Origin of the sequence: Cupriavidus sp. GA3-3, assembly GCF_000389805.1 — a bacterium.
Taxonomy (GTDB): Bacteria; Pseudomonadota; Gammaproteobacteria; order Burkholderiales; family Burkholderiaceae; genus Cupriavidus; species Cupriavidus necator_D.
The window spans coordinates 175,414-197,353 of the sequence record NZ_KB944502.1; the positions used below are offsets into that span (position 1 = coordinate 175,414).

Genomic DNA, 21,940 nt, shown 5'->3' on the forward strand with positions numbered 1-21,940 from the left:
GTCGCCCGCCGATGGCGGGCGACGGCAATCGGGAACGCGAATTCATCCCGTGATTGTAGAGCCTGCGGGCCGGTTCGCCGCACGCGCCGGAGCCCCGGCGCGCATGACGGGCCCAAGCGGCGCCGGCATCACTGTCTGGCGGCAGTCGCAGGCGCCGCGACAGGGCCGCCGACGATCACCGTCGCCATATTGTCCGGGCGCACATGGCGCTGGAAAGCGGCCCTGACCTGCTCACGCGTGACCTTGCCAATCTGGGCGGTCCAGGTGTCCAGGTAATCCAGCGGCAGCCCGTACCAGCCGATATTGGCGACGTTGGTCAGCAGCTTGCGGTTGTTGTCGATGCGCAGCGGGAAACCGTTGATGAGGTTGTCCTTGGCCGCGCGCAGCTCTTTCTCGGTCGGGCCCTCGGCGACAAAGCGCGCCAGCACCTGGCGCACCAGCGCCAGCGCTTCGTCGGTCTGCGCCTTCTTGGTCTGCAGGCTGATGCCGAACGGACCCGGCTGCTTGGACGGCGCGAAGTAGCTGTCCACGCCGTAGGTCAGGCCGCGCTTCTCGCGCACCTCGTCAGTCAGGCGCGAGCTGAAGCCGCCGCCGCCCAGCACATAGTTGCCCACCAGCAGCGCGAAATAATCAGGGTCGCCGCGGGCAATCGCCGGCTGGCCGATGGCCACGCTGGACTGCTGTGCCGGATGCGGCATGCGCTGCTCGCTCGGGGCGATGTTCAGGCGCACCTGCGGCATGGCCGGCGCCGCGCTGCCGGGCGGCAGCCCGCGCGTGAGCTGCTCGGCAATGGCTTCGGCCTGCTTGCGATCGACCGCGCCGATCAGCGTCACGACCGCGCGCTGCGCGCCGTAGTTGTCGCGCCAGAACCTGACGATGTCGTCGCGCGTGATCGACGCCACGCTGTCCGGGGTCGCGGCCACGCCATAGGGGTGGTCAGGGTACATGGCCTTGGCCAGCGCCTTGTCGGCGATCACGCCGGGCTTGGCGTCGGCTTCGCGGATGGCGGTGATCAGGCGCTGCTTCTCTCGCCCGACCACAGCGTCCGGGTAGGTCGGCGCCTTGATCAGTTGCGCGGCCAGCGCGACCGACTGGTCCAGCTCCGGCTGGGCGGTCAGCGTGCGCAGCCCGATGCCGCCGCGGTCGCCGCCGGCGGCGCCGCCAAAGGCGGCGCCGGTATCGGCAAAGCCATCGGCGATCTTCGCTTCATCGCGCGCCGGCTGGCCTTCCAGCGCCGCGGCGCCCTTGTCCAGCAGCGCGGCGGTCAGCGTGGCCAGCCCGGCCTTGCCCGGCGGGTCATAGCGACTGCCGGCGTCGAAGTCGATATTGACGTCGAGCATCGGGATCGACGGGCTATGCACAAAGAACACCCTGGCGCCGGTTGACGCGGTCCAGTGCTCGATCGGGATCGCGGCCTGCGCCAGTTGCGCAGCCAGCAGGACCACGGCGCCCAATGCGGCGCCGGCCAGTTTGCGCAGCGCACGCTGCGGGGTGGTGACGGACTGAGTCATCGCCTTTCCTCAGTGGCGCAGGCCCGACGGGGCCTGGGACTTGGGCTTGTTCGGATCGATCGGCTGCGGCACCAGCGTGGCCACGGTCAGGTTGTCGTCGTTGAAATACTTCGCGGCGACGGCCTGCACCTGCGCCGGCGTGACGGCCTTGATCTTGTCGAGCATGCGGTCGATCTGGCGCCAGGAGATATCCGAGATCTCGGACACGCCGATTTCCATGCCCTGCCCGAACACCGAATCACGCTTGTAGATCTGGCCGGCCACCACCTGCGCCTTGACGCGCTTGAGCTCCTCCGGCGACACGCCCTCCTTGGCGATGCGCTGGACCTCGGCGCGCAGCGCGCGCTCGATCTCGTCGGTGTTGTGGCCTGTGGCGGGCGTGCCGTCGAGCACGAACAGCGACTCGCCGCGGTTGATGCTGTCATAGCCGACGTTGACGTCGTCGGCCAGGCGCTGCTCGCGCACCAGTTCGCGCGTCAGTCGTGCGTTGTCGTAGCCGTTGAGCACGGCCGCCAGCACCTCCAGCGCGTAGGGGTCGACGTCCTTCTCGATATCGCGCAGGCGCGGCACCTTGTAGGCCATCACCATGTACTGGTTCTCGGCCGGCGCCTTGACCCAGATGCGCTTGATGCCCTTTTGCGCCGGCTCTTCCTGGTCCTTGCGCAGCGGCAGCGTACGCGGCTTGAGCTTGCCGTAATAGCGCTCGGCCAGGGCGCGCACTTCCTCGGCCTTGACGTCGCCGGTGACAATCACCATGGCGTTGTTGGGCACGTACCAGTGGCGGTACCACTCCTTGACGTCGTCCACGCGCATATTGACCAGGTCGTCCATCCAGCCGATCACCGGGTGGCGGTACGCGGCGGCGGTGTAGACCGTGGCCAGCAACTGCTCATAGACGGTGCCGCGCGCGGAGTCATCGGTGCGCAGGCGGCGTTCTTCCATCACCACCTTCATCTCGCGTTCGAACTCGTCCTTGGTGATGACGAGGTTGGCCATGCGGTCGGCCTCCAGCTCCATCATCCTCGGCAGGTACTGCTTGCCGATCTGCTGGTAGTACATGGTGAAGTCGCGGTTGGTCATGGCGTTCTCACGCCCGCCCAGCGCGGCCACCTGCTTGGAGAACTCGCCCACGCCGACCTTGGGCGTGCCCTTGAACATCATGTGCTCGAGCATGTGCGCCACGCCGGTGGTGCCGCTGACCTCGTCGATGCCGCCCACGCGGTACCAGATCTGGTGCGCCACCGTGGGCGCGCGGTGGTCTTCCTTGACGATCAGCCGCAGCCCGTTGGACAGGCGGTATTCGGTCGTGCCATGCGCGGTCGCGCCGGCCGGGGCGGTCTGCGTGCCGGGCATCGGCGAAGCCACCACGCCCTGCGCCCCTGCCGGCATCGACCACGGCAGCAAGGCCAGCAGCAGCGTGGGAATGACTCGCCGCGCGAGACGCGCGGCGCGGGCGGGAAGCGGTTTGGAGGAAGGTGAAAGGCGTTGGAAGCGCGTTGCGACGCAGGCTTTGGTGCCTTGTGCGCCCGCAGCGGCCAGGACAGCGCAATGGTTCATGCGACCCCGTCTGCTAGAATTTTGCCGATCGACTCACGTGCGCAAGACTGCGCGCATGAATCTGCCATGTAGCGAACTATACGCAATCGCCGGCCGGGACCACAACGCTTTCTCCCCAGCCATCGCGATGCCTGCGTAACCCATTGATTTATAACCGGTTGCCTGCTGGCATTTGGCTGCCGCCAGGGTATCGGCCCCGGTATTGACTCCATTCCCCAATGTTTAGTTTCTGGAAGAAGCGCAAGGCCGAGCCCGCGCCCGCCGAGGCGCCAGCCCCGGCCCCCGCTCCGGTCGAGGTCCCCGCCCCTGTACCGGCACCGGCCCCCACGCCTGCGCCAGTCCCTGCGCCCGCACCGGCACCGGTCCCGGCGCAAGTGCCACCCCCTGCCCCAGCGCCCGTGGCGGCCCCGATCCCCCTGCCGGCGCCCGCACCGGCCGAAGCGCTCGAGCTGGTCCCGCCGCCCGCCCAGACCGCTGAAGCGAAGCTGGGCTGGATGCATCGGCTGCGTACCGGGCTGTCCAAGACCAGCCGCAACATCGGCACGCTGTTCGTCGGCGTCAAGGTCGACGAGGCCCTGTTCGAAGAACTGGAAACCGCGCTGCTGATGGCAGATGCCGGCGTGGAAGCCACCGAGTACCTGCTGGGCGAGTTGCGCAAGCGCGTCAAGGCCGAGCGCATCGAGACCGCCGAAGGCGTCAAGGCGGCGCTGCGCGAGCTGCTGACGCAGCTGCTGCGCCCGCTGGAAAAAACCATGGCGCTGGGCCGCGAGCAGCCGCTGGTGATGATGATCGCGGGCGTCAACGGCGCCGGCAAGACCACCAGCATCGGCAAGCTGTGCAAGCACTTCCAGCGCTATGACCAGAAGGTGCTGCTGGCCGCCGGCGATACCTTCCGCGCCGCCGCGCGCGAGCAACTGACGATCTGGGGCGAACGCAACAACGTCACCGTGGTGGCGCAGGAAAGCGGCGACCCGGCGGCGGTGATCTTCGACGCCGTCAATGCGGCCAAGGCGCGCGGCATCGACATCGTCATGGCCGACACCGCCGGCCGCCTGCCGACGCAGCTGCACCTGATGGAAGAGCTCAAGAAGGTCAAGCGCGTGATCAGCAAGGCCATGCCGAGCGCGCCGCACGAGGTGCTGCTGGTGATCGACGCCAATACCGGCCAGAACGCCCTGCAGCAAACCCGCGCCTTCGATGACGCGCTGGGCCTGACCGGCCTGATCGTGACCAAGCTCGACGGCACCGCCAAGGGCGGCATCCTGGCGGCTATCGCGCGCCAGCGCCCGGTGCCGGTTTATTTCATTGGCGTGGGCGAGAAGGTGGAGGACCTGCAGCCGTTCAAGGCGGATGAGTTCGCCGAAGCGCTGCTGGGGTAAGGCCCGGTTGCGAACGCTTATTCCGCGTCAGGCTGCGCCTTCGGCTCCGCCTTCTGGAAAGCAGGCAGCTCCATGCAGGTTTCATAGATCCTGGCGATCGCCGGGTAGCGGGCCAGGTCGATATTGAAGCGCTGCGCGTTGAATACCTGCGGCACCAGGCAGATATCGGCCAGCGTGGGCGTATCGCCAAAGCAGAAACGCCCGGCCTTGCCGCCGCGCTCCAGGTTGGCCTGCAGCGACGCAAAGCCCAGCTCGATCCAGTGGTGGTACCACGCGTCCTTGACCTCGTCGGTCACGCCCACGGTGTGCTTCAGGTACTTCAGCACGCGCAGGTTGTTCAGCGGGTGGATCTCGCACGCGATCTCCTGGGCCAGTCCGCGCACATAGGCGCGGTCCAGCGCCGTGCCGGGCAGCAGCTTCGGCTCGGGATGGACCTCGTCCAGGTATTCGACGATGGCCAGCGATTGCTGCAGCACGTGCTCGCCGTCGGCGAGCGCCGGCACCAGTCCGTCGGGATTCACGGCGCGGAATTCCGGCTTGAGCTGCTGGCCGCCTTCTTTCAGCAGGTGCACCGGCACATAGTCATAGGACAGCCCCTTGAGTTCCAGCGCAATGCGCACGCGGAATGAGGCCGAACTGCGGAAATAGCTGTAAAGCTTTAGCATCGGATCAGACTACCTTGATGGTGAGATCGCCCACGCCGCCGACGTGGCACTGCATGACATCGCCCTTGACCACCGGGCCCACGCCTTCGGGCGTGCCGCTGAAGATCAGGTCGCCCGGCTGCAGCTCGAACAGCTTCGACAGGTACGACACCATCTCCGGCACCGACCAGATCAGGTCGGACAGGTCGCCGCGCTGCTTCTCCACGCCGTTGACCGCCAGCGTCACTGCGCCCTTCTGCGGATGGCCGATGGCCAAGACCGGCACGATCGGGCCGATCGGCGCGGACTGGTCGAAGGCCTTGCCGGTCTCCCAGGGGCGGCCGGTCTTCTTCGATTCGTTCTGCAGGTCGCGGCGGGTCATGTCCAGGCCCACGGCGTAGCCGAACACGTGGCCGGCTGCCTGGTCGACCGGGATGTCGCGGCCGCCCTTGCCGATCGCCACCACCAGCTCCACTTCATAGTGGCAGTTGCTGGTGCCCGGCGGGTACGGGAAGGCGCCTTCGGTGCCGTCGGCGACGTAGCTGACCGCGTCGGACGGCTTGCAGAAGAAGAACGGCGGCTCGCGGTCGGGGTCCGAGCCCATTTCACGGGCGTGGGCAGCATAGTTGCGGCCGACGCAGTACACGCGCCGTACCGGGAAACTAGCATTGCTGCCGCGCACCGGCACGCCAACGGGCGCGGCCGGAGCGAACACGAATTCGGTCATGCATCTCTCCAGATTGTTCTGATCGGTGCTGCGGCGCGGGTGGGCAGGGTTGCAGGAAGCAGCCATGCGCGGCGTCGCCAGCAGACGCGCCCGGCGCAGCAGGGCAACAGGATACACCGCGAGAGTTGGCTCTGCGTACGACCGCATACAATGAATCCAGGCATCCTCGCAGCGCCAGCGCACCGAACTGGCGCAGGTGCCGGATACTTACCCGGCGCGAATCTTGCATGGCGCACTGCAACAGAGCCTAGCCATGACACGACGCCACCCGCCCCCATCGCCCACCGCTGCCGCACCTGCCCCGCCCACTGCCGGCGGCCGGGTGTTGCGGATCCTGCTCGTGCGCGACCCGCATGACGCCGACCCGCTGAACGTCGAGACCATCCGCGGCGGGCTGGTCAGCGCCGGCTTTACCGAGATCCAGATCGTCGATGCCGACCTGCGCCTGCCGGATGTGATCACGGCCACCCAGCCCGACATGCTGATCATCGCGTCTGAATCCGCCGCGCGCGACACCATCGAGCATGTCTGCGTCTCGACCCAGCATGCGCCGCGCCCGATCGTGCTGTTCACCGACAACGACGACAGCCAGCGCATCAAGGCAGCGCTGACGGCGGGGATCACCGCCTATATCGTCGACGGCCTGCGCGCCGAGCGCGTCAAGACCGTGCTCGACGTCGCCTACACACGCTTCGAACTGGATCAGCAGCTGCGCGCCGAGCTCGATGCCACCCGGCTCAAGCTGGCCGAGCGCAAGGTGGTCGAGCGCGCCAAGGGACTGCTGATGCAGGCGCGCGGCCTCAGCGAGGACGAGGCCTACAAGCGCCTGCGCAGCATGGCGATGGAGCGCGGCCTGAAGCTGGTGGACGCGGCCCAGCGCGTGATCGACGTGATGGGCTGAGCCGCTCCCGCCTGCCAGCCGTGGTGCGCTGCCGCACGCGACTGGTGCAATGCACGCTCCTGGCGCTGCCGCGCTGCGTCACCTCCCTCCCCTGCTCCCCCGAATGTGGCGGCGGCCAGCGCGCGCGCACCACATCCGATCATTTCCCCCCGATCCGTCACAAATCCGCCCTCGAATGCTGCACTGCACAGGCTGGCACACGCCTTGCGTTATGCAGGTATCGGCCAACGGCGGCCGACCAACAATTTCGGCGGACACGGCCAACGCGGGCTGCGTCACGCCACGGACAACGGCGTCCCTGCGCCGCACCGGTCTTCTGGAGAAGCCGGTCGCGGAGGGGACGCCTTTTTTCTTGGAGCCATGCAATGCCCTCTCGCCTCAGGATTGCCAAGCCGCTGCACGCAGCCGTCCACGTTCCCGACGCGGCTGCCGACGCCGTGCCGGCCAGCAGCGGCCGCCGCCGCGCGCTTGCCACCATCGCCGGCGCCAGCGTGATGACGCTGGTCGATCCGCTGGTGCGCGCCGGTGCGTGGGCAGCGGGCTCGGACGCGCCCGAGAAGACCGACGTGCGCATCGGCTTTATCCCGCTGACCGACTGCGCCTCGGTGGTGATGGCCGCGACGCTCGGGCTGGACAAGAAATACGGCATCAAGATCACGCCGACCAAGGAAGCCTCATGGGCCGGCGTGCGCGACAAGCTGGTCAACGGCGAGCTGGACGCGGCGCACGTGCTGTACGGACTGATCTACGGCGTGCAGCTGGGCATCGGCGGCCCGAAGAAGGACATGGCCGTGCTGATGAACCTGAACCACAACGGCCAGGCCATCACGCTGTCGTCCAAGCTCGCCGAGAAAGGCGTCAAGGACGGCGCCAGCCTGAAGGCGCTGATGATGAAGGAGAAGCGCGACTACACCTTCGCCCAGACCTTCCCCACCGGCACGCACGCAATGTGGCTGTACTACTGGCTGGCGGCCAACGGCATCAACCCGATGCAGGACGCCAAGGCCATCACGGTGCCGCCGCCGCAGATGGTGGCCAATATGCGCGTGGGCAATATGGACGGCTTCTGCGTGGGCGAGCCCTGGGGCGCGCGCGCCATCGCCGACAAGATCGGCTTCACCGCCGAGACCACGCAGGCCATCTGGAAGGGCCACCCCGAGAAGACCCTGGGCACCACCGCGGAGTTCGTGCAGAAATACCCCAACACCGCGCGCGCGATGGTGGCCGCGGTGCTGGAGGCATCGAAGTTCATCGATGCGTCGGCCTCCAACCGCCGCAAGACCGCCGAGACCATTGCCGCCAAGTCCTACGTCAACACCGACATGGACATCATCCTGGACCGCATGCTGGGCCGCTACACCAACGGCCTGGGCAAGACCTGGGACGACCCCGACGCGATGAAGTTCTACCAGGACGGCGCCGCCAACTACCCGTACCTGTCCGACGGCATGTGGTTCCTGACCCAGCACAAGCGCTGGGGCTTGCTGAAGGAACATCCGGACTATCTCGCCGTGGCCCGGCAGGTCAACCGCATCGACGTCTACAAGCAGGCCGCCGCCGCCGCGCAGGTGCCGCTGCCCAAGAGCGACATGCGCAGCGCCAAGCTGATCGACGGCGTGGTCTGGGACGGCAAGGACCCCAAGGCCTACGCCGACGGTTTCAAGATCAAGGCCTGACGCAAGCCTTCCCCCACTGATCCGCAGTGCCCCTGACGAAAGGAGCCAGACGTGAATGCCATAGCCCACCCCACGCCCGATGGTGCAACCGTAGCCGCCAGCGCCGACCCCGACACCAAGGAGCGGGCGCGCCGGCGCGAGCAGGAAATCGCCGCGCAGGCACGGCGCGCGCAACGCCGCGAGGCGGTCGCCGCGCTGGTGCTCAAGGCCGTGCCGCCGGTACTGGGCTTTGCCCTGTTCGTGCTGGCCTGGCACGGCATCGCCACGATGATCCCGGCCATCCCCACGCCGCAGGCCACATGGAACGCCGCGGTGCCGCTGTTTGCCGACCCGTTCTACCGCAACGGGCCCAATGACCAGGGCATCGGCTGGAACGTGCTGGCATCGCTGGCGCGCGTCGCGGCGGGCTTCGGCCTGGCCGCGCTGGTCGGCATCCCGGCCGGCTTCCTGATCGGGCGCTTCGCCTTCCTGAACGCGATGACCGCGCCGGTGATCAGCCTGCTGCGCCCGGTCTCGCCGCTGGCGTGGCTGCCGATCGGCCTGCTGCTGTTCAAGGCCGCCAACCCGGCCGCGATCTGGGCGATCTTCATCTGCTCGATCTGGCCGATGGTGATCAACACCGCGGTCGGCGTCACGCGCGTGCCGCAGGACTACCTGAACGTGGCGCGCGTGCTGGACCTGTCGGAATGGAAGGTGTTCACGCGGGTGCTGTTCCCCGCGGTGCTGCCCTACATGCTGACCGGCGTGCGGCTGTCGATCGGCACCGCGTGGCTGGTGATCGTCGCGGCCGAGATGCTGACCGGCGGCACCGGCATCGGCTTCTGGCTGTGGGACGAATGGAACAACCTGAAGGTCGAGCACATCGTGATCGCGATCTTCGTGATCGGCATCATCGGGCTGCTGCTGGAGCATGCGCTGCTGGCGCTGGCCCGGCGCTTCAGCTACGGCACCAACTGACACGCGGGGAGAATCGCCATGGACAAGTTCGTCAGCATCGAAAACGTCGGCCAGACCTTCAAGACCCGCAAGGGCCCGTTCGTCGCCCTGCGCGATATCAACCTGCATATCGCCGAGGGCGAGTTCATCACGCTGATCGGCCATTCAGGCTGCGGCAAGTCCACGCTGCTGAACCTGGTCGCGGGACTGGCCACGCCCACCACCGGCGCGCTGATCTGCGCCGGGCGCGAGATCGCCGGGCCGGGGCCGGAGCGCGCGGTGGTGTTCCAGAACCATTCGCTGCTGCCGTGGCTGACGTGCTTCGAGAACGTCTACCTGGGCGTGGAGCGCGTCTTCGCCGCCAGCGAGAGCAAGCCGCAGCTCAAGGCGCGCACGCACGACACGCTGGCGCTGGTGGGCCTGACGCACGCCGAGAACAAGTATCCGCATGAGATCTCCGGCGGCATGAAGCAGCGCGTGGGCATTGCCCGCGCGCTGGCGATGGCGCCCAAGGTGCTGCTGATGGACGAGCCCTTCGGCGCGCTCGATGCGCTCACGCGCGCGCACCTGCAGGACGAGCTGATCAAGATCGTGGCGCGCACCCGCAGCACCGTGGTGATGGTGACCCACGACGTCGACGAGGCCGTGCTGCTGGCCGACCGCATCATCATGATGACCAACGGTCCGGCCGCGACCATCGGCGAGATCCTGAAGGTGGAGCTTCCGCGTCCGCGCGACCGCGTCGCGCTGGCCGACGACAAGGCCTACCACGCCTGCCGCACCGCGGTGCTGGACTTCCTCTACCGCAAGCAGCGCAACCCGGCGCTGCAGGAAGCCGCGTAGTGCCCGCCGGCCGCGTGCCGGTGGGCGGCCCTATGTGGCACAGGCGGCGATGGGCGCGGCGGCCTGGCTCCGCTATCATGAACCCAGAACAGACTACCCCCACGCCGCCATGACCACGCCAGCCACGTCCTTCCCTGCTGCCCGCTATATCAAGGAGATCGGCCGCGGCGTCAACGGCGCGCGGGCGCTGCCGCGCGAAGACGCGCAGGCCCTGTTCGACGCCATGCTGGCCGGGCGCGTCTCGGACCTGGAGCTCGGCGCCATCCTGATGGCCTACCGCATCAAGGGCGAGGCCCCGCACGAGCTGGCCGGCATGCTGGAAGCCGCCCATGCGCACTGCCAGCCGCTGCCGGCGCCGCCTGACCGGCAGGTGGTGGTGATCCCCAGCTACAACGGTGCGCGCAAGCAACCCAACCTGGTGCCGCTGCTGGCGCTGCTGCTGGCGCGCGAAGATGTCCCCGTGCTGGTGCACGGCACGCGCCTGTTCAATGGCCGCGTGACCAGCATGGCGCTGTTCGAGGCGCTGGGCGTGCCCTTGTGCGCGACTACCGGCGACGCCTCGGCACGGCTGCGCGAGAGCAGCGACCTCGGGCCGCTGGCGGTGCTGCCGGTGGATGTGCTGTCGCCCGGGCTGTCGCAGCTGCTGGAGCGGCGCACCGTGATCGGCCTGCGCAATTCGGCGCATACGGTGGCCAAGATGCTGCAGCCGGTGGGCGAGCATTCGCCCGCGGAAGGGTTGCGCCTGTACAGCTACACCCACCCCGAATACCGCGAGACGCTGACCGACTACTTCTCGCATGAACCCGCCAACGTGCTGCTGGCACGCGGCACCGAGGGCGAAGTGGTGGCCGATGCGCGCCGCACCAGCCGCATCGACTGGCTGCACGAGGGGCACCAGCAGACGCTGGTCGATCCGGCTGTTGGTTCGCTGGCCGAAGTGCCTGAACTGCCGCCCGGCAGCGACGCCGGCCAGACCGTGGCCTGGATCCGGCGCGTGCTGGACGGCGCGGCGCCGGTGCCGGCACCGATCGCGATCCAGGTCGAGGCCATCCGCGAATGCCTGCGGCAAGGCACTCGCGTGACCTGGGCCAGCCCGGTCTGAGCCAGCCCCGGGACCGCTGTCAGGGCTTGCGCGGGGGCAGCGGGATGCGCTCGGTCTCGCCCGGCACGTGCGGGAACTGATCGTCCTCCCAGCGCTGGGCGGCGGCCTCGATCGCCACCTTGCTGCTGGCAACGAAATTCCAGTAGATGAAGCGGTGCCCGTCGGTCGGGTCGCCGCCCAGCAGCATTACGCGCGACGGCGTCGTGGCCGTCAGCGTTGCGGGCTGGCCCGGCGTGAGCACCACCATATGCTCGGCCGGCAGCGGCTCGCCGTCGAGCGCCACCGCCCCGTCCACCGGATAGATGCCCCGCTCGGCATGATCGGCCGGGATCTCCACGCTCGCGCCCGCATCCAGCTCGATCGCCACGTACAGGGTGCGGCTGAAGACCTTGACCGGAGAGACCTGGCCAAAGGCATCGCCCGCAATCACCACCATGCGCACACCCGGCCGCTCGATCCGTGGCAGCGTGGCGGCGGGATGGTGGAAAAACGACGGCTCGGCACCCTCATGCTCCTGCGGCAGTGCCACCCAGGTCTGGATGCCGTGCAGGCGGGCCCCGGCGGGGCGCACATGCTCGGGCGAGCGCTCCGAGTGCACGATGCCGTGCCCGGCGGTCATCCAGTTGACATCGCCCGGGCGGATCGCCTGGTCGCTGCCCAGGCTGTCTCGGTGGATGATCTCGCCCTCGAACAGATAAGTGACCGTGGCCAGTCCGATATGTGGATGCGGGCGCACGTCGGCTCCGCCGCCCGGCGGCAGTTGCACCGGCCCCATATGGTCGAAGAAGATAAACGGACCAACGGTCTGGGTGGCGGCGGCGGGCAACAGCCGGCGCACGGTAAAATCGCCCAGGTCGCGCACATGCGGCTTGAGCAAGTGTTCGATAGCAGACATAACTCCTCCGGTGGAATGAGAGAGGCTTGCAAGGATGCCAGCGCGCCGCAGCTTGGTCGAGTGTAGCCGCTGCTGCAACAAATCATTGCAGCAGCGGGCAGAACCCCCGTGCCCGGCACCGCTCTAACATCCAGTGCGCCGAACCGTGGGTATCGTTCCCGCCGCTCGAATTGATAGGTAGCTATGCCAGCAGCAAGAGCAATCGAGAGGAACTATCACGACCATCGGGGCTCCAATTAGCACTCACCCGGCCTGAGTGCTAATATGTGTTGCAGTGCCACCGCCCCAACAGGCGCGGCACCCCGGCAACCGAACCGCCGGATGCGAAAGGAGCCATTGAGTGAACGCAGTCTTGTCTGCCGACCAAACCCTGAATAACCGTCTGCCGACGGCACCCCGGAGCACGGGCAGCTTCGCGCTGACCTTCCCGGCCACCGTTGGCAACCTCGACAGCTATATCCAGGCTGTCCACCGGATTCCGCTGTTGACCGCGGAGGAAGAGCAGCGCCTGGCGCGCGAGCTCCGCGACCACGATTCCGTTGACGCTGCCCGCCAGATGGTGATGTCCCACCTGCGCCTGGTGGTGTCGATCGCCCGCCAGTACCTGGGCTACGGCCTGCCCCACGCCGACCTGATCCAGGAAGGCAATATCGGCCTGATGAAGGCGGTCAAGCGCTTCGACCCCGACCAGGGCGTGCGCCTGGTGTCGTACGCGATGCACTGGATCAAGGCCGAGATCCACGAATACGTGCTGAAGAACTGGCGCATGGTCAAGGTGGCCACCACCAAGGCCCAGCGCAAGCTGTTCTTCAACCTGCGCAGCCACAAGCAGGGCGCGCACACGTTCACGCCGGAGCAGGTCGAGGCCGTGGCGCGCGAGCTGAACGTCAAGCCCGAAGAAGTGATGGAGATGGAAACCCGCCTGTCGGGCGGCGACCTGGCGCTGGAAGGCCAGATCGACGACGGCGAAGAGGAATTCGCCCCCATCGCCTACCTGGCGGACAACCACAACGAGCCCACCCGCGTGCTGGAAGCCAAGCGCCACGACCGCATGCAGGTCGAGGGCCTGGAAGAAGCGCTGGGCAAGCTGGACGAACGCAGCCGCCGCATCATCGAGGCACGCTGGCTGCACGTCGAAGACGATGGCTCGGGCGGCGCCACGCTGCATGAGCTGGCTGACGAGTTCGGCGTCTCGGCCGAGCGCATCCGCCAGATCGAGGCCGCGGCCATGAAGAAGATGAAGGGGGCGCTGCAGGCGTTCGCCTGATCCGCACCCCCAGCCATGCAAAAGGCCGGTCCACTGGACCGGCCTTTTTGTTGCCCGCGAGAGGGTGAGTGCGACCTTATGCCGCACCCCTTCCCACCCTTTCACGTCACGACAGCAGCTGTTTCAGGTCGTGCGCGATCGGATCCGGACCCTGGCCGTGGCGGATGAACAGCCGCAGCTTGCCGTCCGGGTCGAACACATAGCTGCCCGCGGAGTGGTCCACCGTGTAGTTGTTCGGGGAGCTGCCCGGCACCTTGGCGTAGAACACCTTGAAGTCCTTGGTCAACTTCTGCAGTGCGGCTTCGTCGGCCGGGCGCAGCCCCAGGAAGCGCGCATCGAAGGCCGGCACGTACTGCGCCAGCAGCGCCTGCGTGTCGCGTTCCGGGTCGACCGTGACGAACAGCACCTGCACGCGGTCGGCATCCGGGCCCAGTTTCTCCATCACCGCCTTCAGTTCGGCCATCGTCGTCGGGCACACGTCCGGGCAGTGGGTGTAGCCGAAGAACATCACCACCGCCTTGCCCTTGAAGTCGGCGATGGTGCGCACCTTGCCGTGATGGTCGGTCAGCGAGAAGTCCTTGCCGAAGTCCGCCGCGCCGGTGATGTCGACATTGCGGAACGAGGCCTTCTGCTGCCCGCAGGCAGCCACGGCCAGCGCAAGCGCGGCCAGCAGGGAAAAGCGGCGGAAGGCGGCGAACAGGCCGGAGGCGGGGCTTAGGCGGGGCATGCGGCGGAAACCGGTCAGGGGTGGGAGGAAACAGCGGCACCGGAGGGCGGCGACATCACGCAGTATCGCCGATCGTGCCGCCACGCTGCGCCGGCCGCGACAAGATGCCGCAGCCGGTCGGCCACAGGTCAGACCTGCGGCACGAACTTGAAGTAGTGGTCGACCAGCAGCGCGGCGAACAGCAGCGACAGGTACAGGATCGAGAAGCGGAAGGTGCGCTGCGCCAGCTCGTCCGAATAGTTACGGTACATCTTCCAGGCGTAGGCCAGGAAACCCGCGCCCAGCGCCAACGCGGCCGCCAGGTAGATATAGCCGCTCATGCCGTAGACAAAGGGCAGCAGCGTCGCGGCGATCATGATCAGCGTGTACAGCAGGATATGCAGCAGCGTGTAGCGCTCGCCGTGCGTGACCGGCAGCATCGGCAGGCCGGACTTGGCGTAGTCGGCGCGGCGGTACAGCGCCAGGGCCCAGAAGTGCGGCGGGGTCCAGGTGAAGATGATCAGCACCAGGAACCAGGCCTCGGCAGGTACCTCGCCCGCCACCGCGGCCCAGCCCAGCGCCGGCGGCATCGCCCCCGAGAGCCCGCCGATCACGATGTTCTGCGGCGTGGCCGGCTTGAGCAGGATGGTGTAGACCACCGCGTAGCCGAGGAAGGTGGCAAAGGTCAGCCACATCGTCAGGTCGTTGGCGTAGACGTGCAGCAGCCACATGCCGGCGCCGCCCAGTACGGCGGAGAACACCAGGGTCTGCGGCGTGGTGATCTCGCCGGTGGCCGACGGGCGCCACGCGGTGCGGCGCATCAGCGCATCGATCTTCTGCTCGACCAGGCAATTGATGGCAAAGGCCGCACCGGCCAGCAGCCAGATGCCGGCGGCGCCGCCGATCAGCACGCGCCACGGCACCATGCCGGGCGTGGCGAGGAACATGCCGATGATGGCGCAGAACACGGCCAGCTGCGTCACGCGCGGCTTGGTCAGGGCGGCATATTGTCGGGCAAGGTGCCGTATCCGGCTCAACTTGCCCAGCGAATGGGGGTGGGTAGCGGTAACCACGGAAGGGGTCTTGTCTTTCATGTGGCGCGGGCGGCGTTCGGCACGGCAGCGGGGGCGCCGGCGGCCCGCATGGTGAGCCCTGCGAGCCCTGTATTGTAGTGGAGGCGGACCAGCAGCAGCAGGAGCAGCGCCGCGCCGCCGTTGTGCGCAACCGCGGCCACCAGCGGCCAGTCGAACACGATATTGGACATCCCGGTGGCCAGTTGCAGCACCAGCGTGGCCAGCAGCCAGCCGGCCGCGCGCGCGAGCCCTTCAAGCCGGCGCGCTCGCAGGCCAAGCCACGCCAGGTAGCCCAGCACGACAAAGGCAAAGCCGCGGTGCACCCAGTGGATCGCCACCAGCGCCGCGTGCGGGATGTAGTCGCCATCGGCGGTCATGCCCAGCTGGCGCCACAGGGTGAAGCCGTGGCGGAAATCCATCTCGGGCACCAGCTGGCCATTGCACAGCGGGAAGTCGGTGCAGGCCAGCACCGCGTAGTTGGTGCTGACCCAGCCCCCCAGGAAGATCTGGATCACCAGCAGCAGCAGGCCGATGCGCACCGGCCAGCGCAGCCGCGCGGCCCGCGCCGCGACCGGGTGCGGCGGATCGTTGCGCGAGCCCAGCTGGATCAGCACGGCCAGCAGAGCCATGCCCAGCATCAGGTGCGTGACCACGATGATCGGCTGCAGCTTCAGGGTCACGGTGAAAGCGCCGAACGCACCCTGCACGCACACCAGCAGCAGCACCCCGGTGGCGAACCACGGCGACTGCTTCAGCTCGCGCCGCTTGACCCACGCCAGCACCATCAGCGTGATGATCAGCACCCCGACCGCCATGGCGAAGTAGCGGTGGATCATCTCGATCCACGCCTTGGCCAGCGTCACCGGGCCGCTGGGCAGCGCGGTCTCGGCCGCGCGGATCGGCTCCATCGCGGCGTGCGGGTTGGAGTGCCCGTAGCAGCCGGGCCAGTCGGGGCAGCCCAGGCCGGAGTCGGTCAGGCGCGTGAAGCTGCCGAACATGATCAGGTCCAGCGTCAGGAACGCCGTGATCCAGGCGAGCTTGCGGTATTTGTTGCGGTCCCCCTTCACCAGCACGTAGGACAGCGGGAACAGCGCGATCAGGATGCCGATGATGGCCAGTTGCAGCAGCATGCCGTCCCCTTTAGCCGATGCGCGAGACCTTGAGCAGCTTCTTCAGGTCGCCGCTCATCTTCTTGGGGTCCGGATCCTGCGGGAAACGCATCATCAGGTTGCCCAGCGGGTCGACCAGGAACAGGGTGTCCTCGGCGCGCTTGCCGGGTTCGGCCGGCAGCCACTGCTGCGCGGCCTGGCGGTCGATGCGCAGGAAGCGCACACCCGCGTAGGGCTCGTTGTAGGCGGCGTTCAGGCGCTCGTCGATCTTGCCGTCGTCGGTCACCAGCCACACCGGCACGATGCGTTCGCGGTCCTGGCCCTGCCCGGCGCGGATCTGGCGGATGGTGAAGAGCTTCTTCGCGCAGGCCTCGTCGCAGGCGGACGGGTCGGTGGTCACCAGCAGCCACTTGCCGCGGAACTGCTCCAGCGGCACGGCCCGGCCCTGCTCATCGGTGACGCGCACCGGCGGCATCGGCCGCTGCGGGTCGACCAGCGCGCCGTAGTTGGTGGCGCCGCCACGCGGCTTGATGACGTAATAGGTGAAGTAAGAGGCGATCACCGGCGACGCGCACACCAGCAACAGCATCAGCATCTGCAGGCGGCCACGGCGCGTGCGCGCATCGATGCGGGTATCCGGCGGCGAGGCCGCGGCGGCCGGGGCGGAGTCTTGCTGTGCCATGGAGTACGTCTGTCCTTTGTCTTCGGCGAGCGCATGCGCCCGGTTCATTCGAGTTACGGTGCTGCCACCCGGCGCGCGCGGCGCCAGCCCAGCACGACCACCAGCACCACCGTCAGCGCGGCCAGCCCGAACCACTGGAAGGCATAGCCGTAGTGCCGGTCCGCGCCCAGGTCGGCCGGGGCCCAGTCGCGCGCCAGGCCATCGCCGCTGTCGCTGCGCTGCTCCAGCACCAGCGGGTGCAGCGCCAGGCCGGTTTCAGCCGCATAGGCAGCGAGGTCCAGGTTCTGGCGGATCTTGCTGCCGGCGGCGTCCTGGCCCAGGCTATAGACCCGCGGCACGGCCGCCAGTGCCGTGCCTTCGATCGTTACCTCGCCCTCGGGCGTGGGGAACGGCGCAATCCGGGTGCGGTCCTGGGCATCGCGCGGCAGCCAGCCGCGCAGCACCAGCACCGCCTGCATGGCGCCGGCGGCACCTGCGGGCGCCGGCGAGGCGGCTGCAATCCGCAGCGGCGTCAGCACCAGGAAGCCGGCGCGGCTATCCCCGGGGCTGCTGCCATTGCCGTGGGGGCGATTATCCAGCAATACGGTGCGGGCCGTGTCAAAGCGCCCGGTCACGCGGACCGTGCGGTCGGTCACAACTTGCGGCAGCGGGGCCGTGCCCAGCACCACCGGCGGCTGCGCCGACAGCGCCTGCAGCCGCGCCGCGCGCGCCTCCTTGTCGTGCGCGCGGTTGAGCTGCCAGTTGCCCAGCGCGCAGGTCACGGCGATCATCACCAGTGCAGCGGCCAGCGGCAACGGGCTGGTGCGATAATGGGTCTTTCCGTCGCTCCTGGCCCCGACCTGCCCCGCCATGCGCTTTGTCATCATCGTTGCCTTCATCCTGATCATCGCCAGCCTGGCCTCCGCCCTGTTCTTCATGATGCGCGACCGCGGCACGACGCCCAACATGATGCGCTCGCTGATGCTGCGCGTCGGGTTCTCGATGGCGCTGTTCCTGTTCATCCTGTTCTCGAACTGGATGGGCTGGATCCACAGCACGGGCATCCGCATGGCACCCTGAACGCCAGGACGCGGGCACCAGGCCCGCAAAAGACAAACGCCGCAGGCTGGACAACCTCCTGCGGCGTTTCTCTTTTGCGTTGGCGCCGGCGGCCCCCGGGGGGCGCGCCGGCGGGTACGGCAGCCGGATTTACAGCCAGTACACCACGACGTAGAGGAACAGCCACACCACGTCAACGAAGTGCCAGTACCAGGCGGCGCCTTCGAATGCAAAGTGGTGGTCAGGCGTGAAGTGGCCCTTCAGCACGCGGACCAGCACCACGGCCAGCATGATCGCGCCCATGGTCACATGGAAGCCGTGGAAGCCGGTCAGCAGGAAGAAGGTCGAGCCGTAGATGCCCGAGGTCAGCTTCAGGTTCAGTTCCGAGTAGGCGTGCATGTACTCGTACACCTGGAAGCACATGAAGACCGCGCCCAGCAGGATGGTCAGCGACAGGCCCTGAATCAGCTGGCTGCGCTTGCCGGCCAGCAGCGCGTGGTGCGCCCAGGTCAGCGTCAGGCCGGACATCAGCAGCAGCGCGGTGTTGATTGTCGGGATCGGCCACGGACCCATGGTCTGGAAGCTTTCCACCACGCCGGCCGGGCCGGTGTTGGGCCATACCGCGGCAAAGTCGGGCCACAGGATCTTGTTGTTCAGGTCGCCCAGCCATGGCATGGCGATGGTGCGGGCATAGAACAGCGCGCCGAAGAAGGCCGCGAAGAACATCACCTCCGAGAAGATGAACCAGCCCATCGACCAGCGGAACGACAGGTCGATGTTCTTGCCGTACATGCCGCCTTCGGACTCGCTGATGGCGTCGCCAAACCAGCTCTTGAGCACGAACAGGAACCACAGCAGGCCGAGGCCGCACAGGTACGGCGCCCAGGGCTGCCCGTTTACCCAACCGGCGGCACCCGCGCCCGTCATCAGCAGGCCGAAGCTTGCCGTGATCGGGTGGCGCGACGGGCCCGGTACGAAGTAGTACGGAGCGTTTGCGCGATTCGCACTCATTCTTTTATCTCCAGCTCAGAGTCTTTGATTCAGTATTCGTGATCCGCGCTTTGGCACTGCGGGCCGTCCCCTCCTCCGGGCCAGCCCCGCCGCCGCGGTTGCTTTGTTCTGCGACTGCTTTTGTTGTCTACCCTTCCTGCCCTGCTATCCCGCTGCCTGCCCCACCACGGTGCGCACGATGAGCACCAGCACCGCGATGAAGATGGCCGCCGCGATCACTCCGGCGATCACCACATGCACCGGGTTCAGCCGGGCCATGTCGCGCTCGTGCTCGGCGCCTTTGCGCAGGCCGATGAACGACCACAGCACCGCGCGCATGGTCTGCCCGAACGACATCTTGCGCTTGACCGCGTCCTTCATCTCATCCATTGCCCGTCCTCCTCCGCCCCGGCATGCACCGCGGCCGCCTCAGATGCCCTTGCCGGCCGTTGCCGGCTGCGGCGCCAGCTGGCCCTCGGGCGCCTGCGCCACCGGCGCACCCACCTCGAAGAAGGTGTACGACAGCGTAATATTCTTCACATCCTTGGGCAGCGCGGGATCGATCACGAACACCACCGGCATCTCGCGCGCCTCTTTCGCCTTGAGCGTCTGCTGCTTGAAGCAGAAGCACTCCAGCTTCATGAAATACTGGGTCGCCTGCTTGGGCGCGTAGCTCGGGATGGCCTGCGCCGAAATATCGCGCGGCTGTCCGTTGGCCACCTCGTAGACGATCGTCGCCATCTCGCCCGGATGCACTTCCATGCTGTTCTTCACCGGCCGGAAGGCGAAGGGCCCGCGCGCGTTGGAGTCGAACTCCACCGTGATGGTGCGGCTCTTGTCGACCTGCGTGTTCTTCACCGCGCCGTGCAGCTCGCGCGTGGTGATCACGTTGATGCCGGTGATCTCGCAGATCTTCTTGTACAGCGGCACCAGCGCATAGCCGAAGCCGAACATCACGGCCACGATCACGACCAGGCGCAGCATCATGCCGCGGTTGAACCGCTTGTCCGCTTCCCTGCCAGCCTGCTGGTCGATGCTCATCTCGCTACCCTGCCGCCTCAGCCAAGAAACATCATCTTGGCGAAGAACCCCAGAAAGAAAACCACCACGATCGACAGCAGGATCAGGCCAAGGCGCCGGTTGGCGGCCTTCTGGTCCGGGCGTGATGGGCTTTTGTCTGGAGACTGCATAGCTGCTTCTGTTGCTTGCCGGCGCGGGAGGCGACGCTGCCGCCTCCCGCTGCCTGATTACGCTGGCCGCGCCTTAGCGGACCTGCGGGGGAACTTCAAAGGTGTGGAACGGCGCCGGCGACGGCACGGTCCACTCCAGGCCCTCTGCGCCATCCCAGGGCTTGTCGGCGGCCTTCTCGCCACCGCGGTACGACGGCAGCACCACGAAGAAGAAGAAGTACACCTGCATCAGGCCGAAGCCCAGCGCACCGATCGACGCGATCGCATTGAAGTCAGCGAACTGGGTCGGGTAGTCGGCATAGCGACGCGGCATGCCGGCCAGGCCCAGGAAGTGCATCGGGAAGAAGGTCACGTTGAAGAAGATGATCGACCCCCAGAAGTGGATCTGGCCGCGGGTTTCGTTGTACATGAAACCGCTCCACTTCGGACCCCAGTAGTAGAAGCCCGCGAACAGCGCGAACAGCGAGCCGGCCACCAGCACATAGTGGAAGTGCGCCACGATGAAGTAGGTGTCCTGCAGCTGGATGTCGATCGGGGCCACGGCCGGCATCAGGCCGGTGAAGCCGCCGATGGTGAACACGAAGATGAAGCCGATCGAGAACAGCATCGGGGTCTCGAAGGTCATCGAGCCGCGCCACATGGTGGCGATCCAGTTGAAGATCTTCACGGCGGTGGGCACCGCGATCAGCATGGTCGCGTACATGAAGAACAGCTGGCCGGTCACCGGCATGCCGGTCGTGAACATGTGGTGGGCCCACACGATGAACGACAGGATGGCGATCGAGGCGGTGGCGTACACCATCGAGCTGTAGCCGAACAGGCGCTTGCGGGCAAACGCCGGCACCACCTGCGAGACGATCCCGAACGCCGGCAGGATCATGATGTACACCTCGGGGTGGCCGAAGAACCAGAAGATGTGCTGGTACATCACCGGGTCACCACCACCGGCGGCCGAGAAGAAGCTCGTGCCGAAATGGCGGTCGGTCAGCACCATGGTGATGGCGCCGGCCAGCACGGGCATCACGGCGATCAGCAGGTAGGCGGTGATCAGCCAGGTCCAGCAGAACATCGGCATCTTCATCAGCGTCATGCCGGGGGCGCGCATGTTGAGGATGGTCACGATGATGTTGATCGAGCCCATGATCGACGACGCACCCATGATGTGCATCGCGAAGATGGCCATGTCCATGCCCGGGCCCATCTGCACCGACAGCGGCGCGTACAGGGTCCAGCCGGCGGCGGTGGCGCCGCCCGGGACCAGGAACGAGCCGGCCAGCAGCAGCGCGGCCGGCGGCATCAGCCAGAAGCTGAAGTTGTTCATGCGCGCGAACGCCATGTCGGACGCGCCGATCTGCAGCGGGATCATCCAGTTGGCGAAGCCGACGAAGGCCGGCATGATCGCGCCGAACACCATCACCAGACCGTGCATGGTGGTGAACTGGTTGAACAGCTCGGGGCGGAAGAACTGCAGGCCCGGCTCGAACAGCTCCAGGCGGATCAGCAGTGCCAGCAAGCCGCCCGACAGCAGCATGATGAACGAGAACAGCAGGTACAGCGTACCGATGTCCTTGTGGTTGGTCGCGAACAGCCAGCGGCGCCAGCCATGCGGGTGGTCGTGCGCGTGGTCGTCATGCGCATGATCGTGCGGATGGGCGAGCGCGTCCGGGGTAGCAGTACTCATCGCAAATGCTCCTCTAATCCTGTTCTGTCTTCA

23 protein-coding genes are annotated in these 21,940 nt (G+C 67.3%); 8 read left to right on the forward strand and 15 right to left on the reverse strand.

Translation table 11 applies throughout. The annotated features are described in order from the left end of the window. Positions 1–128 precede the first annotated feature (128 nt). Both C265_RS26300 and C265_RS26305 read right to left on the reverse strand, forming a co-directional pair. Positions 129–1,511 carry a pitrilysin family protein gene (locus C265_RS26300; RefSeq protein WP_010814798.1) on the reverse strand — a complete coding sequence of 461 codons (1,383 nt, stop codon included), beginning with the start codon at positions 1,509–1,511 and terminating at the stop codon, positions 129–131. Between the two features lie 9 nt (positions 1,512–1,520). Continuing rightward, entirely contained in the window at positions 1,521–3,068 is a 1,548-nt protein-coding gene (locus C265_RS26305; protein ID WP_010814799.1) for a pitrilysin family protein, read from the reverse strand. 218 nt (positions 3,069–3,286) lie between these two features. On the opposite strand from C265_RS26305, the gene ftsY reads away from it, so the two are divergent. After that, on the forward strand, positions 3,287–4,447 hold the full coding sequence (ftsY, locus tag C265_RS26310; protein WP_011614476.1) for a signal recognition particle-docking protein FtsY: 1,161 nt from the start codon (positions 3,287–3,289) through the stop codon (positions 4,445–4,447). Positions 4,448–4,464: 17 nt separating this feature from the next. Here the strand turns inward: ftsY and maiA are convergent, their stop codons facing one another. Both maiA and C265_RS26320 read right to left on the reverse strand, forming a co-directional pair. Next, positions 4,465–5,112 carry a maleylacetoacetate isomerase gene (maiA, locus tag C265_RS26315; RefSeq protein WP_010814801.1) on the reverse strand — a complete coding sequence of 216 codons (648 nt, stop codon included), beginning with the start codon at positions 5,110–5,112 and terminating at the stop codon, positions 4,465–4,467. A 4-nt stretch (positions 5,113–5,116) separates the two neighbouring features. Beyond that, positions 5,117–5,818 (reverse strand): fumarylacetoacetate hydrolase family protein, encoded by a 702-nt coding sequence (locus C265_RS26320; protein ID WP_010814802.1) that lies wholly within the window; start codon positions 5,816–5,818, stop codon positions 5,117–5,119. 253 nt (positions 5,819–6,071) lie between these two features. Here C265_RS26320 and C265_RS26325 point away from each other — a divergent pair, with 253 nt between their 5' ends. The 5 genes from C265_RS26325 to ybiB all read left to right on the forward strand — a co-directional run bounded on the left by C265_RS26325 (position 6,072) and on the right by ybiB (position 11,276). Next, positions 6,072–6,719 carry an ANTAR domain-containing response regulator gene (locus tag C265_RS26325; RefSeq protein ID WP_037025353.1) on the forward strand — a complete coding sequence of 216 codons (648 nt, stop codon included), beginning with the start codon at positions 6,072–6,074 and terminating at the stop codon, positions 6,717–6,719. Between the two features lie 365 nt (positions 6,720–7,084). Further along, positions 7,085–8,395: a CmpA/NrtA family ABC transporter substrate-binding protein gene (locus C265_RS26330; protein WP_010814804.1), complete on the forward strand. Its 1,311-nt coding sequence runs from the start codon at positions 7,085–7,087 to the stop codon at positions 8,393–8,395. Between the two features lie 51 nt (positions 8,396–8,446). After that, complete coding sequence (ntrB, locus tag C265_RS26335; RefSeq protein ID WP_010814805.1) at positions 8,447–9,352, forward strand: nitrate ABC transporter permease; 906 nt, start codon at positions 8,447–8,449, stop codon at positions 9,350–9,352. Between the two features lie 18 nt (positions 9,353–9,370). Beyond that, positions 9,371–10,174, forward strand: coding sequence for an ABC transporter ATP-binding protein (locus C265_RS26340; protein WP_010814806.1), 804 nt, complete (start codon positions 9,371–9,373; stop codon positions 10,172–10,174). 109 nt (positions 10,175–10,283) lie between these two features. Further along, entirely contained in the window at positions 10,284–11,276 is a 993-nt protein-coding gene (ybiB, locus tag C265_RS26345) for a DNA-binding protein YbiB (RefSeq protein WP_010814807.1), read from the forward strand. Between the two features lie 19 nt (positions 11,277–11,295). On the opposite strand, the gene C265_RS26350 is transcribed toward ybiB, so the two are convergent. Beyond that, complete coding sequence (locus tag C265_RS26350; RefSeq protein ID WP_010814808.1) at positions 11,296–12,171, reverse strand: pirin family protein; 876 nt, start codon at positions 12,169–12,171, stop codon at positions 11,296–11,298. A 340-nt stretch (positions 12,172–12,511) separates the two neighbouring features. Between C265_RS26350 and rpoH the strand changes: the two genes are divergently transcribed. Then, positions 12,512–13,438 (forward strand): RNA polymerase sigma factor RpoH, encoded by a 927-nt coding sequence (gene rpoH, locus C265_RS26355; protein ID WP_010814809.1) that lies wholly within the window; start codon positions 12,512–12,514, stop codon positions 13,436–13,438. Between the two features lie 106 nt (positions 13,439–13,544). Here rpoH and C265_RS26360 read toward each other — a convergent pair whose 3' ends face one another. The 5 genes from C265_RS26360 to C265_RS26380 form a co-directional block, all read right to left on the reverse strand. Beyond that, positions 13,545–14,165 carry an SCO family protein gene (locus C265_RS26360; RefSeq protein WP_010814810.1) on the reverse strand — a complete coding sequence of 207 codons (621 nt, stop codon included), beginning with the start codon at positions 14,163–14,165 and terminating at the stop codon, positions 13,545–13,547. Positions 14,166–14,293: 128 nt separating this feature from the next. After that, positions 14,294–15,238, reverse strand: coding sequence for a heme o synthase (gene cyoE / locus C265_RS26365; protein WP_037025354.1), 945 nt, complete (start codon positions 15,236–15,238; stop codon positions 14,294–14,296). Then, complete coding sequence (locus tag C265_RS26370; protein WP_010814812.1) at positions 15,235–16,347, reverse strand: heme A synthase; 1,113 nt, start codon at positions 16,345–16,347, stop codon at positions 15,235–15,237. The genes cyoE and C265_RS26370 overlap by 4 nt, the downstream gene beginning before the upstream one ends. Positions 16,348–16,357: 10 nt before the next feature. Continuing rightward, positions 16,358–17,008, reverse strand: coding sequence for an SCO family protein (locus tag C265_RS26375; protein ID WP_010814813.1), 651 nt, complete (start codon positions 17,006–17,008; stop codon positions 16,358–16,360). A gap of 53 nt (positions 17,009–17,061) precedes the next feature. Beyond that, positions 17,062–17,859, reverse strand: a complete 798-nt coding sequence (locus C265_RS26380; RefSeq protein ID WP_010814814.1) for an SURF1 family protein — start codon at positions 17,857–17,859, stop codon at positions 17,062–17,064. Between C265_RS26380 and C265_RS26385 the strand changes: the two genes are divergently transcribed. Then, a complete protein-coding gene (locus tag C265_RS26385; protein WP_010814815.1) occupies positions 17,858–18,067 on the forward strand; it encodes a twin transmembrane helix small protein in 210 nt (69 codons plus the stop codon). The two genes, C265_RS26380 and C265_RS26385, sit on opposite strands and share 2 nt — an antisense overlap. A gap of 129 nt (positions 18,068–18,196) precedes the next feature. On the opposite strand, the gene C265_RS26390 is transcribed toward C265_RS26385, so the two are convergent. The 5 genes from C265_RS26390 to ctaD form a co-directional block, all read right to left on the reverse strand. After that, the gene (locus C265_RS26390) at positions 18,197–19,057 is read right to left on the reverse strand and encodes a cytochrome c oxidase subunit 3 (RefSeq protein ID WP_010814816.1); all 861 of its coding nucleotides are present in this window, start codon (positions 19,055–19,057) and stop codon (positions 18,197–18,199) included. Positions 19,058–19,201: 144 nt separating this feature from the next. After that, entirely contained in the window at positions 19,202–19,426 is a 225-nt protein-coding gene (locus C265_RS26395; RefSeq protein WP_010814817.1) for a DUF2970 domain-containing protein, read from the reverse strand. Positions 19,427–19,465: 39 nt separating this feature from the next. Next, positions 19,466–20,077 carry a cytochrome c oxidase assembly protein gene (locus C265_RS26400; RefSeq protein ID WP_010814818.1) on the reverse strand — a complete coding sequence of 204 codons (612 nt, stop codon included), beginning with the start codon at positions 20,075–20,077 and terminating at the stop codon, positions 19,466–19,468. Between the two features lie 17 nt (positions 20,078–20,094). Next, complete coding sequence (locus tag C265_RS32695) at positions 20,095–20,226, reverse strand: cytochrome oxidase small assembly protein (RefSeq protein WP_010814819.1); 132 nt, start codon at positions 20,224–20,226, stop codon at positions 20,095–20,097. 73 nt (positions 20,227–20,299) lie between these two features. Then, a complete protein-coding gene (gene ctaD / locus C265_RS26405) occupies positions 20,300–21,907 on the reverse strand; it encodes a cytochrome c oxidase subunit I (RefSeq protein WP_010814820.1) in 1,608 nt (535 codons plus the stop codon). Positions 21,908–21,940: the final 33 nt, after the last annotated feature.